The sequence below is a fragment of the Burkholderia sp. KL41 genome (genome assembly GCF_057005415.2).
In genome coordinates, this window is the sequence record NZ_CM174447.1 from 2,414,329 (window position 1) to 2,425,588 (window position 11,260).

Sequence of the window (11,260 nt, forward strand, 5' to 3'; positions counted from 1 at the left end):
CCGGCGCCGCGCATCGCGCGCGGCACGGCGATGTGCACCCTCATCGATTGACCTTCACAGGATCACCATGACGAACCCTGCCGAAATCAAGGCGCTCGTTTTCGATGTCTTCGGAACGATCGTCGACTGGAGAAGCGGCGTCGCACGCGGCGCCGCCGCGTTCCTCGATCGCCATGCACCCGCACTCGACCCGCTCGAATTCGCCGATGCGTGGCGGGCCGAATATTCGCCGTCGATGGAAGAAATCCGCAGCGGGCGCCGCCGCTACGTGCGGCTCGACGTCCTGCACCGCGAGAACCTCGTGCGCACGCTCGACCGCTACGGAATCGTCGACGTGCCCGACGCCGACATCGACGCGCTCAACCTCGCGTGGCACAGCCTCGACCCGTGGCCCGATGCCGTCGCGGCGCTGCAGCGGCTGAAGCGACGCTTCATCATCGCGCCGCTGTCGAACGGCAACATCCGGCTGATGGTCGACATCGCGAAACGCGCGGGGCTGCCGTGGGATGCGATCCTCGGCGCGGAAGTCGTGCGCGCGTACAAGCCGTCGCCGCAGGTGTACAGCGATACCGTCGAGATTCTCGGCATCGAGCCGGCCGAGCTGTGCCTGGTCGCCGCGCACAACGGCGATCTCGCGGCCGCACGCCGGCAGGGGCTGTCGACCGCGTTCGTGCTGCGGCCGACCGAACACGGGCCCGGCCAGACGACCGACCTGCGAGCCGTTGATCAGTGGGACTTCGACGTCAAGGACCTGAACGAACTCGCGGACCGGCTGGGCTGCCCGGGTTGAAGGCCTCCGGGTCAAGGCGCGCGAGCGTGGCACTGGCGGCCGCGATGCGGGGCCGGTGGCACGGCGCGTCAAGCAGGACAAACGCGCCGACAGACGACTGGTAGACTCCGCAAACCCTGTCCCATTGCAGCCGCCTGCCCTTATGTCGTCACCCCTGCGTCTTGTCGAAGGCAAACTGACCGCGATGCGCTTTCTCGAGCGCCCCGACCAGGGCAGTGCCGGCAGCCGTCAGGTGCCGCCCGTCGACCCCGAAGCCCGCAAGAAGTCGCTCGGCTACTGGTTCACGCACACCCTGGTGCCGATCCTCGCGGCACTCACCGGCAACGAGGCCGCGGCCAATGCCCTGGTGTTTCAGCAAGCCGACGAGGATCTCGTCCTGGCCGAGTTGAACGCGGCGGCCGACAAGGTCGAGCATCCGGCGACGTGGTCGTACGCGAACCTGCGCGAAACCAGGACCTTCGCGTCGGCAAACGCGTTCGTGACCGTGGGGAAGAACGGCAGGATCCTGTTCGCGAAGCTACCGGTGGAAATCGAAATCGGCGGCGGGTCGTACCGCGGTTTCCTCGGCGGGCAGTGCTTCGACGTCGGCGACGACGTGGTTGCCGTGGTCGATCGCCGTGGCCGCCTGTTCGCGCTGTCGTCGCCGGACCGGCGCCGCACGGTCATGGATCACACGTGCAGCGACACGGGGCTGGCCGGCCTGACGCACGACATCTGGCTGGCGTGGAAATGGATGTTCATCGGCATGAACTGCTTTGTCATCCCGATCATGATCCTGCTGCTCTGGACCGGCGACGATGGCTTTTCCGACCTGGGTGCCGACCTGGCCATGCTGCTGGGCGGGCCGGCCGCGATCGGCGTCATGCTCGCGCTGCTCCTGGGCGTACGGTTGTCGTGGGCCGACTGGCTGCCGGCGTGGCGCACGTCGGGCATCCTGAAGGCGCTGGGCCGCCCGGATCTGTGCACGGTCGATTTCCTGGCTACGCGCACCGAGGCCGAACGCAACGGCGAGGTGCGCGACACGGATGTCGGGCAAATCTATTACGCGCCCGCGCCCAAGGCCTAGGGACTGTTCACGCCAATAACAACGGGCTTGCGCTGGCCCTAGCGCACCGCCTCCATCGCACCCGCCCGCCCCTGCGCCGCCATCGCGAGACGCCGCCAGTTGCGGGCCGCATACCGGTGCGCCTGCTGCAACGCGAGCCACAACCCGATCTGCCGCACCGGCCTGAAGAGGCCACGCGCGCTGAACACGGTGCGCCGTTCGACGCGCGTCCTGCCGCCTTCCACCGGTGTCAGCGTGAATTCGTCCTCAAGCAGGCCGACCCAGTCGCGACACCACACCGTCGACGCCACCATCCGGTAACGCAGCCGGCGATGCTCGTCGAGCACGAGGATGCGCTGGTCGATGGTGCCGCGATCGGTCGTGCACTGCCGCGTGTTGCCGACGGCCGGCACGCCTTCGAGCACGCGGCAGCTGACCGGCTTCGGCACGCCGAGGCGGAACAGCAACGGCCGCGTGTCGTCCATCCGGGCATGGAGGAAATGCGGCCAGACATGCTCGGGCCGGCAATCGAACGTCCACTGCGAATGAATTTCCACGACCGTCTCCTGGCGGTTGCCGGTGCGGGCATGATGACACAACCGCCCCGCCGCATTCGTCACTTCACGACCGCCCGCCACGCGGTTCGCGCGTAGATGAGCAGCAACGGCAGCAGCGCCAGCGCGAACAGCACGCCAAGCGCCAGCACCCACACCGGCCACTGTTCAGGATTCCCCCGCACCCAGTAGCGGTACGGCACGCTCAGGAACCCGATTTCCATCAGCAGCGCGCCGAGCGGCACGAGCGCGTTCATCACCGCGGCCACGCCGAATCGGGCCGCACCGTCGATGTTCTTCCCCGCACCGTACGCCGCGATCAGGTAGACGAAATACCCGATGATCGCGACCATCAGCGCGCCGCCGGCCAGCAGGCCGACACTGCGCACACTGCGTTCATGCAACTGGGTGGCCCCGGCCGGCAACACGACATCGATCTTCTCGCCGATCTCCGGCACGCCGCCGGATCGGATGTTGCCCGGCAGCACGACCCGCTCGCCATCCGGCATCACGGCTTCCAGGATCGACGTGTACTTGATGCACCGATATCGTTCGGTGCGCCCGCTGCTGTCGCGCCGCTCGCAGGTGTCCCACTCGGACTGGTAGGACACGACGGTCGCCTCGTATTTCGGCGACACGGCCAGTGCGTAGAGTTCGTCGCCGATCCAGTACGCGAACGGGAAAAACAGCGACACCAGGCAAAAGCACACGAGCCACCAGAAGGCGACCGCGCCGCCCGCCCCGCGCTTGCCGCCGGTCTGTCGGCGCACCATGCGCGACGCGAGCCAGTATGCGGCCACGCCGAATACCGCCACACAGACCACGAACACCTTGCCCGCCTGCGTCAACGCCATCTGCATTTCCCCCGATAACCGGCCGGATCTTCGTCGGCCATTTTTCCAATTCCGCTCAACTCGTTTGTCACCACCGCGCCCGCCATTCCGTCAGGCCGGCTCGCCGACGAATCTCAGCGTCCCCGATTCGCCCGACAGCAGCGCGCGATTCGCGTCCGCCGCCGCGCGCAGGTAATCCCACAGCGCGGTCACGCGCCGCAGCTTGCGCAGATCCTCGCGGCACGTCAGCCAGAAGCACCGCGTAACGACCACGTCGTCCGGCAGCACGGGCACCAGCGCCGGCTGCGTGGCCGCCATGAAGCACGGCAGGATCGCGAGCCCGCCGCCCTGCAGCGCCGCGAAATACTGCGCGATCACGCTCGTCGTGCGCAGCCCGGCCGTCGCGCCCGGCACCGCCCGGTCGAGGTACAGCAGCTCGTTGCTGAACGCGAGATCGTCGACATAGCTGATGAACGCGTGCTCCGCGAGATCGTCGGTACAGGTGATCGGTGGATGGTTCGCGAGATAGTCGCGCGTCGCGTAGAGCCGCAACTGGTAATCGCACAGCTTCGTGACCACGTAAGGCCCGCGCTCGGGCCGCTCGAGCGTGATCGCAAGGTCCGCCTCGCGCTTGGGCAGGTTGACGAAATGCGGCACCGGCAGCAGGTCGACCGTCACGTGCGGATGCTCGGCGCGAAACTGCGCGAGCTGCGGCGCGAGGAAAAAGCACCCGAACCCTTCGGTCGACCCGATCCGCACATGGCCCGACAGCGCCTCGCCCGTATTCGCGACCTGGTCGCACGCGGACTGCACGGTCGTCTCCATCGCATCCGCATACGCGACGAGCCGCTGGCCTTCGGCCGTCAGCGTGAAGCCGCCGGAGCGCGACTTGTCGAACAGCAGCGTGCCCATCGCCGCCTCGAGCGCACGGATGCGCCGCGCGACGGTCGTGTAGTCGACCCCCAGCCGCTTGGCGGCGCCGCTCGCCCGCTGCGTGCGCGCGACTTCAAGGAAAAAACGCAGGTCGTCCCAGTTCAGGTTGCCGGAAACCGGCTCGGTGGCATGTCGCATCGGCAAGGGAAAAAGGGGCTGGAGTCTCCGGGCCGGCCGTCGATATGCATAAATGCACATCCAACCGGTTTCTTTATCGGTACATGATGAATCTGCGCATAACTATACTCGACCGTGACCTGCGGACCACGAGCCGCGGCACCACCACGGAGACACCATGCAGACGCGATCCACCCTCGATGAGCATGCGACAGTCGCGGCACCTGCGCCCGAGCGCACCGCGAAGCACCACCTGCTGGCCGGCTGGGCCAGCATGGCCGGCACCACGATCGAGTGGTACGACTTCTTCCTCTACGGCACGGCCGCCGCGCTCGTGTTCAACCGCATCTTCTTCCCGTCGCTGGACCCCGTCGTCGGCACGCTCGCCGCGTTCGGCACGTTCGCGGTCGGCTTCATCGGGCGGCCGATGGGCGGCATCGTGTTCGGCCACTTCGGCGACCGCATCGGCCGCAAGTCGATGCTGATGATCACGCTGCTGCTGATGGGCGTGCCGAGCATGATCATCGGGCTGATCCCGTCGTACGACAGCATCGGCTACTGGGCCGCCGCGCTGCTGATCGGGATGCGGTTCCTGCAGGGGATGGCGGTGGGCGGCGAATGGGGCGGCGCGGTGCTGATGGCCGTCGAACACGCGCCGAAGGGCCGCAAGGGGCTGTTCGGCAGCCTGCCGCAGACGGGCGTCGGGCTCGGCCTGATCCTGTCGTCGGTCGCGATGGCCGCGGTGGCCGCGCTGCCGGAAGCCGACATGCTGTCGTGGGGCTGGCGCGTGCCGTTCCTCGCGAGCATCGCGCTCGTCGGCCTCGGCTGGTTCATCCGCGCGAAGGTGCCCGAGTCGCCCGACTTCGAGAAGATGCAGCGCCAGGGCAAGGCCGAGAAGTCGCCGGTGACGGCCGCGCTGCGCCGCCATCCGCGCGAGGTGCTGACGATCGTCGGCGCACGCGCCGCCGAGAACACCTGGTTCTACATGGTCGTCACGTTCGCGCTCGCCTACGCGACGCAGCAGCTGCATCTGCCGAAGGCCGAGATGCTGCACGCGATCACGGCCGGCGCCGCGCTGTCGCTCGTCACGATGCCGCTGTGCGGCCATCTCAGCGACCGCATCGGCCAGCGCCGGATGTTCGCGATCGGCCTCGTGCTGATGTGCGCGTTCGCCGCGCCGTTCTTCCTGATGCTCGGCACGCAGCAAACGTCGACCGCATGGTGGGCGATCGTGCTCGGCCTCGGCGTCGTGTTCCCGATTCTCTATGCGCCGGAATCGCTGCTGTTCGCGCAGCAGTTCCCGGCGGAGATCCGCTACAGCGGCATCTCGCTGTCGGTGCAGCTGGCCGGCGTGATCGGCGGCGGCTTCGCGCCGATGATCGCGACGTCGCTGCTCAAGGCCGGCGGCGGCCAGCCGCATTACGTGATCGCTTACCTCGTCGGCTTCGGCGTGTTCGCGCTCGTGTGTACCGCGTTGATGCGGCCGGCGCGCGCGTGAGCACGCCGCCGGCATCCGATCGATTTCAGTTCGTCCTGCCGTCAGCCGTGCGCGCATGCGCGGCGGCGGATACGGGCCGCCTTGTTTGTCATCACCCCGTTTCCCGGAGAGTTCCATGAACGCCGCAGTTCCCCAGACCACCCTCGCCCTGCCCACCGCCAAGCTGCTGATCGACGGCGCATTCGTCGAATCGCAAAGCGCCGAATGGGGCGACATCGTCAACCCCGCGACGCAGGAAGTGATCGGCCGCGTGCCGTATGCGACGCTCGACGAGGTCGACGCCGCGATCGCGTCCGCGCAGCGCGCGTTCCAGACGTGGAAGACGACGCCGATCGGCGCGCGCCTGCGCATCATGCTGAAGTTCCAGGATCTCGTGCGCCGCAATCTCGAACGGATCGCGCACACGCTGACGGCCGAGCAGGGCAAGACGCTGCCCGATGCGCAGGGCGACATCTTCCGCGGCCTCGAAGTGGTCGAGCACGCGTGCTCGATCGGCACGCTGCAGCAAGGCGAATTCGCGGAGAACGTGGCGGGCGGCGTCGATACCTACACGCTGCGCCAGCCGATCGGCGTGTGCGCGGGCATCACGCCGTTCAACTTCCCCGGGATGATCCCGCTGTGGATGTTCCCGATGGCGATCGTCTGCGGCAACACGTTCGTGCTGAAGCCGTCGGAGCAGGACCCGCTGTCGACGATGCAGCTCGTCGAGCTCGCGATCGAGGCCGGCGTGCCGCAAGGCGTGCTGAACGTCGTGCACGGCGGCAAGACGGTGGTCGACCGCCTCTGCACGCACCCGGACATCAAGGCGATCTCGTTCGTCGGCTCGACGCGCGTCGGCACGCACGTGTACAACCTCGGCAGCCAGCACGGCAAGCGCGTGCAGTCGATGATGGGCGCGAAGAACCACGCGGTCGTATTGCCCGACGCGCACCGCGAGCAGACGATCAACGCACTCGTCGGCGCGGGCTTCGGCGCGGCCGGCCAGCGCTGCATGGCGACGTCGGTCGTCGTGCTGGTCGGCGCGGCGCGCGACTGGCTGCCCGAGCTCGTCGAGAAGGCGAAGGCGCTGAAGGTCAACGCGGGCCACGAACCGGGTACCGATGTCGGGCCGGTCGTGTCGAAGGCCGCGCATGCGCGCATCACCGCGCTGATCGACGAAGGCGTGAAGGCCGGCGCGAAGCTCGAACTCGACGGCCGCGACGTGAAGGTGGCCGGCTACGAGCAGGGCAACTTCGTCGGCCCGACGATCTTCTCGGGTGTGACGACCGACATGTCGATCTATACGGAAGAAATCTTCGGGCCGGTGGTGGTCGTGCTCGAAGCCGACACGCTCGACGACGCAATCGCGCTCGTCAACCGCAACCCGATGGGCAACGGCGTGGGGCTGTTCACGCAGAGCGGCGCGGCGGCACGCAAGTTCCAGAGCGAGATCGACATCGGCCAGGTCGGCATCAACATCCCGATTCCGGTGCCGGTGCCCTACTTCAGCTTCACGGGTTCGCGCGGCTCGAAGCTCGGCGACCTCGGCCCGTACGGCAAGCAGGTCGTGCAGTTCTACACGCAGACGAAGACGGTCACCGCGCGCTGGTTCGACGACGACGCGACGGCCGGCGGCGTGAACACGACGATCGCGCTGCGTTGAGTGAGGGCCTGCACATGGAAATTGCATTCATCGGACTCGGCAACATGGGCGGCCCCATGGCCGCCAACCTGCTGAAAGCCGGCCACGCGCTGACGGTGTTCGACCTCGACGCGCACGCAGTCGACGTCGCGGTGCGCGCCGGCGCAACCGCCGCCGGCTCGCCGCGCGAAGCGGCCGCGCGCGGCGCGGTCGTGATCACGATGCTGCCGGCCGCGCAACACGTGCGCGCGGTCTATCTCGGCGACGACGGCGTACTGGCCGGCGCGCACGCCGGCGCAACGCTGATCGACTGCAGCACGATCGATCCCGGCACCGTGCGCGCCGTGGCCGACGCCGCCGCGCAGCGCGGCTTCCCGCTCGCCGACGCCCCCGTGTCGGGCGGCACCGGCGGCGCGCAGGCCGGCACGCTGACCTTCATGGTCGGCGCGGACGCCGCGCTGTTCGAGCGCATCCGCCCCGTGCTGCTCGACATGGGCAAGAACGTCGTGCATTGCGGCGGCACGGGCACCGGGCAGATCGCGAAGATCTGCAACAACCTGCTGCTCGGGATCTCGATGATGGGCGTCTCGGAAGCGATGGCGCTCGGCGCCGCGCTCGGCATCGATCCGTCCGTGCTGGCCGGCATCATCAATACGTCGACCGGCCGCTGCTGGAGCTCGGACACGTACAACCCGTATCCGGGCGTGAGCGACACCGCGCCGGCCGCGCGCGGCTACGCGGGCGGATTCGCGGCGAACCTGATGCTGAAGGATCTCGGGCTCGCGACCGAAGCGGCACGGAGCGCGCACCAGCCGGTGTGGATGGGCGCACTCGCGCAGCAGCTCTATCAGTCGATGAGCCAGCAGGGGCTCGGCACGCTCGATTTCTCCGCGTGCGTCAAGCTGTACGAGGCGCAGCCGGCGTAACCGCCGCAGCCGACGCCGGACGTGCGCCGACCCGCGATGTGCCTGTATGGCCTCGCGGGTCGCTTTGCATCGGGGAGAAGAAAGGAAAACGCAGGCGGCGGCGTGCGACGCCGCCGGTCGTTCAACCGCGCGGATTCGACGCCGTCTCGAAGGTCGGATGGCACTCGAACGCGAGTTCGGAGCGCGCGCCGACACGGCTGCCGCTGGTCAGCGCCTCCTGCTTCAGGCTGGCGCGCATGCCGCGCTGCGTGCAGTAGTTGGTGGCTTCGTCGACGGCCTTCGTATGGGCGTCGGCCCACGTCGTCGATACGCCGACCGTGCGCGTCGTCACGGTAAATACGTTCGGGTTCGACGTCGCGGTCACGTCGGAAGCGGTCGAACACGCGGCGAGCAAGCATGCAGTAGCCGCGACGGTCAACCATCGCAGGGTTCGAAAGGAAACTGGAGTGGACATGGGGGGCAAGCGCACGTACTTCGACGTGCATTGAGCAACATAGGCGACAGTATGCCTGCTCGATCGCCGGAGATCATGCCCCTTTCGGTGAACACATTGTTTCGAATGGTTAAACGATGACGGGTGCAGGCAAGATTTACAGCCCTCGCCGGCGGCCGGCTTCGGCCGACAGGTAGTTTCGCCCTGCCCGCACGCCGTTGCGGGCGCACTGGGCGGCGCGACGGCCGGGGCGAGCTCTGGCGGCCGGGTCGGCGCCGACGCGTCCCCGCGCCCGGCCCCTGCGACACCGCCCTTTTTACAACCCGCGCGTGCCCTCTCTCTCACACCTGACCGGCCCCGCCCCGCACCCGGCCGCCCGGCGCCCCGTCGTCAGACAGGCACATCGCTTGCGCCATCCACGCGCCCGCCGATCCGGCGGACAACATCCTTCCCGCAACCGGCGTTGCTCGCCACGCGACCTTCGCGGGGCGATCCCGCATCGCAAACAGGTTCCCCTGAACGAGAGGACAACATGAAATCAATACGAACGATAGCGGCCCTGTGCTCCATCGTTTCCGTGCTCGCGGCATGTGGCGGCGACGGCAACGACGTCGGCACCGAGCTCGGCATCTCGAAGCCGCAGGCGCGCTTCATCAACGCGGTGCCGGCCGGCCCGAACCTCGACTACTACCTGAACGCCAAGGTCGACCAGTCGGGTGTCGCGTACAAGGGCGTGACGCGCTATCACGACGTCGACTCGGGCACGCAGACCGCGAGCTACGACATCTCGGGCACGACCTCGACCATCGCGTCGCAATCGTTCAGCGCGGCGAACGGCCATCACTACACGACGATCGCGCTGCCGAGCACGACGTCGCTGATCTCCGTGATCGACGATCCGTACGACAAGGGCCTGCTGTCGGACAAGGCGCGCGTGCGCAGCTTCAATGCGTCGCCGAACGCGCAGAACATCGACATGTACGTCGTCCCGCCCGGCACCGACATCACGACGCAAAGCCCGACGCTCGCGGGCGCGGCCTACCAGAACGCGGTGCCGGCCACGACGCAGGATTCGATCTACCTGAACGGCGGCAGCTACCAGGTGATCGTCACGACGGCCGGCAGCAAGACGCCGATCCTCAAGACCGCGCCGGTCACCATCAACAACAACGCCGACTGGCTGCTGCTGACGATTCCGTCAGGCGGAGTCGGCGACGTGACGCCGAACGATATCCACGTGCTGGTTGCGCAAGGCAACGACGCCGATACGTCCGCGCAGGAACTCGGGCCGCAGTAACGGCCGAACACGGCGGCGGCGATCGTGGCGGCCGGTGCGCGTGCACCGGCCGCCCCACGCCGGGTACCGGTATCCGGCGGTATCAGCGGCGGTATCAGTCGATCCGCTCGAGGCAGATCACGTGCTCGGCGCGCGTACCGTCGCCGTGCTCGACGTCGACATCGCCGACATGCCGCACGCGCCAGCCCGGCCGCGTCGCGATCTGCGGCATGTTGCCGCCCGGCCGGCTCTCGATCCCGCCGAGCCCCTCGTCGGGCGTATCGACCGCATCGTCGAGCGACGCGTTCGAGTAGATCACGTTGTCCTGCAGCTCCGACGCGCCGGTGCGCGCCTCCATGCCCTTGCCGTCGACGTCGACCGTGTTGTCGGTCATCGCCATGTTCGCGTTGTCGAGCGTGACGATCCGGCCGGCCGCGCGACGCACGGGATCGCCGCTGTCGACCGCATGCGCGCCGACGTCGATGGGCGGCAGACCGGTCGGCGTTTTCGCCGCGACCGCCTCCGGCGTCAGCGGCCGCTTCACCGCCTCGGCGACCTCGGCGGCCTGGGTCGCCGCGTCGGGCATGTCGCCGGCTGCCGGGGTCTTCACCGGACTCTTCGCGATCTGTTCCTGCTGCTGTTGCGGGGTTGGATTCGATTCCGCGTTCTGCATCGCACCTCCTGTTCCGGACGGCGTGCGCCGGCGTGATGCCGGCGCCGGTCCGGGAATCGCTACAACGGTCCTTGCAAATCTTTCACGCGCAGGGACGGCACGCACGCGCGGCCTGCGGCGCCCGTGCCGCATGGGCATGCCGCACGACAGCGCACGGGCGACGAACCGGCGCACGCCGCGTGCACGTGCGCCGCCCGCCTGATGCCGGTCAGCCGCCGCTTGCGCCCGCCGGCGCGGAAGCCGCGCCCGGCATGCTTGCCGCGCCGCCCGTGGTCCCGCTGTCGGCCGCACCGCTGCCCGGCGTGCCCGACGGCGCGGCGGACGGCGGCGCGGTGGACGGCGCCGGCGACATGCCGCCCGTGGCGCTGGTGTCCGAACTCGCACCGGTACCGGTGTCGCTCTTTTTCTGGCAACCCGCACCCGCCGCCAGGCCGGCGATCAGGATGCCGGCGAAGACGGCTCGCGATACGTGACGAAGGGAATATCGCTGCATGACACCTCCGCTGATGTCGGTGGATGGAACCCTTCGGCGCGCAATCCCCGTGCCTCGCCATCGATCCC

Annotated in this window: 12 protein-coding genes; 7 read left to right on the plus strand and 5 right to left on the minus strand. The window is 68.5% G+C overall.

The genetic code is table 11. The features are described from left to right. Positions 1-67 precede the first annotated feature (67 nt). Both PQB87_RS28175 and PQB87_RS28180 read left to right on the plus strand, forming a co-directional pair. Entirely contained in the window at positions 68-790 is a 723-nt protein-coding gene (locus tag PQB87_RS28175) for a haloacid dehalogenase type II (RefSeq protein WP_489243025.1), read from the plus strand. Positions 791-914: 124 nt separating this feature from the next. Beyond that, a complete protein-coding gene (locus tag PQB87_RS28180; RefSeq protein ID WP_489243026.1) occupies positions 915-1,856 on the plus strand; it encodes a hypothetical protein in 942 nt (313 codons plus the stop codon). Positions 1,857-1,894: 38 nt separating this feature from the next. On the opposite strand, the gene PQB87_RS28185 is transcribed toward PQB87_RS28180, so the two are convergent. The 3 genes from PQB87_RS28185 to PQB87_RS28195 form a co-directional block, all read right to left on the minus strand. Next, entirely contained in the window at positions 1,895-2,392 is a 498-nt protein-coding gene (locus tag PQB87_RS28185; protein WP_059484229.1) for an SRPBCC family protein, read from the minus strand. 59 nt (positions 2,393-2,451) lie between these two features. Beyond that, on the minus strand, positions 2,452-3,243 hold the full coding sequence (locus tag PQB87_RS28190; RefSeq protein WP_153489755.1) for a uracil permease: 792 nt from the start codon (positions 3,241-3,243) through the stop codon (positions 2,452-2,454). Positions 3,244-3,333: 90 nt separating this feature from the next. After that, positions 3,334-4,293 carry a LysR family transcriptional regulator gene (locus PQB87_RS28195; protein WP_027791230.1) on the minus strand — a complete coding sequence of 320 codons (960 nt, stop codon included), beginning with the start codon at positions 4,291-4,293 and terminating at the stop codon, positions 3,334-3,336. A 157-nt stretch (positions 4,294-4,450) separates the two neighbouring features. Here PQB87_RS28195 and PQB87_RS28200 point away from each other — a divergent pair, with 157 nt between their 5' ends. The 3 genes from PQB87_RS28200 (at position 4,451) to mmsB (ending at position 8,317) form a co-directional block, all read left to right on the plus strand. Continuing rightward, positions 4,451-5,770, plus strand: coding sequence for an MFS transporter (locus PQB87_RS28200; RefSeq protein ID WP_021163346.1), 1,320 nt, complete (start codon positions 4,451-4,453; stop codon positions 5,768-5,770). Positions 5,771-5,885: 115 nt separating this feature from the next. Further along, positions 5,886-7,412, plus strand: a complete 1,527-nt coding sequence (locus PQB87_RS28205; protein WP_489243027.1) for a CoA-acylating methylmalonate-semialdehyde dehydrogenase — start codon at positions 5,886-5,888, stop codon at positions 7,410-7,412. Positions 7,413-7,426: 14 nt separating this feature from the next. Then, complete coding sequence (gene mmsB / locus PQB87_RS28210) at positions 7,427-8,317, plus strand: 3-hydroxyisobutyrate dehydrogenase (RefSeq protein WP_059495028.1); 891 nt, start codon at positions 7,427-7,429, stop codon at positions 8,315-8,317. A 121-nt stretch (positions 8,318-8,438) separates the two neighbouring features. Here mmsB and PQB87_RS28215 read toward each other — a convergent pair whose 3' ends face one another. Continuing rightward, positions 8,439-8,771, minus strand: a complete 333-nt coding sequence (locus PQB87_RS28215) for a hypothetical protein (RefSeq protein ID WP_111942161.1) — start codon at positions 8,769-8,771, stop codon at positions 8,439-8,441. A gap of 511 nt (positions 8,772-9,282) precedes the next feature. Between PQB87_RS28215 and PQB87_RS28220 the strand changes: the two genes are divergently transcribed. After that, on the plus strand, positions 9,283-10,047 hold the full coding sequence (locus tag PQB87_RS28220) for a DUF4397 domain-containing protein (RefSeq protein ID WP_060065639.1): 765 nt from the start codon (positions 9,283-9,285) through the stop codon (positions 10,045-10,047). Between the two features lie 94 nt (positions 10,048-10,141). On the opposite strand, the gene PQB87_RS28225 is transcribed toward PQB87_RS28220, so the two are convergent. Then, positions 10,142-10,699, minus strand: a complete 558-nt coding sequence (locus tag PQB87_RS28225; protein ID WP_153489759.1) for a DUF3005 domain-containing protein — start codon at positions 10,697-10,699, stop codon at positions 10,142-10,144. A gap of 185 nt (positions 10,700-10,884) precedes the next feature. Between PQB87_RS28225 and PQB87_RS28230 the strand changes: the two genes are divergently transcribed. Next, positions 10,885-11,172, plus strand: coding sequence for a hypothetical protein (locus PQB87_RS28230; RefSeq protein WP_489243028.1), 288 nt, complete (start codon positions 10,885-10,887; stop codon positions 11,170-11,172). The last annotated feature ends 88 nt before the right edge of the window (positions 11,173-11,260 follow it).

Excerpts from the sequence above, each read along its gene's own strand:
- PQB87_RS28215 (WP_111942161.1), bottom strand. The coding sequence starts at position 8,771 with ATGTCCACTCCAGTTTCCTTTCGAACCCTGCGATGGTTGACCGTCGCG.
- PQB87_RS28200 (WP_021163346.1), top strand. The coding sequence starts at position 4,451 with ATGCAGACGCGATCCACCCTCGATGAGCATGCGACAGTCGCGGCACCT.
- PQB87_RS28225 (WP_153489759.1), bottom strand. The coding sequence starts at position 10,699 with ATGCAGAACGCGGAATCGAATCCAACCCCGCAACAGCAGCAGGAACAG.
- PQB87_RS28195 (WP_027791230.1), bottom strand. The coding sequence starts at position 4,293 with ATGCGACATGCCACCGAGCCGGTTTCCGGCAACCTGAACTGGGACGAC.
- mmsB (WP_059495028.1), top strand. The coding sequence starts at position 7,427 with ATGGAAATTGCATTCATCGGACTCGGCAACATGGGCGGCCCCATGGCC.
- PQB87_RS28220 (WP_060065639.1), top strand. The coding sequence starts at position 9,283 with ATGAAATCAATACGAACGATAGCGGCCCTGTGCTCCATCGTTTCCGTG.
- PQB87_RS28175 (WP_489243025.1), top strand. The coding sequence starts at position 68 with ATGACGAACCCTGCCGAAATCAAGGCGCTCGTTTTCGATGTCTTCGGA.
- PQB87_RS28205 (WP_489243027.1), top strand. The coding sequence starts at position 5,886 with ATGAACGCCGCAGTTCCCCAGACCACCCTCGCCCTGCCCACCGCCAAG.
- PQB87_RS28190 (WP_153489755.1), bottom strand. The coding sequence starts at position 3,243 with ATGGCGTTGACGCAGGCGGGCAAGGTGTTCGTGGTCTGTGTGGCGGTA.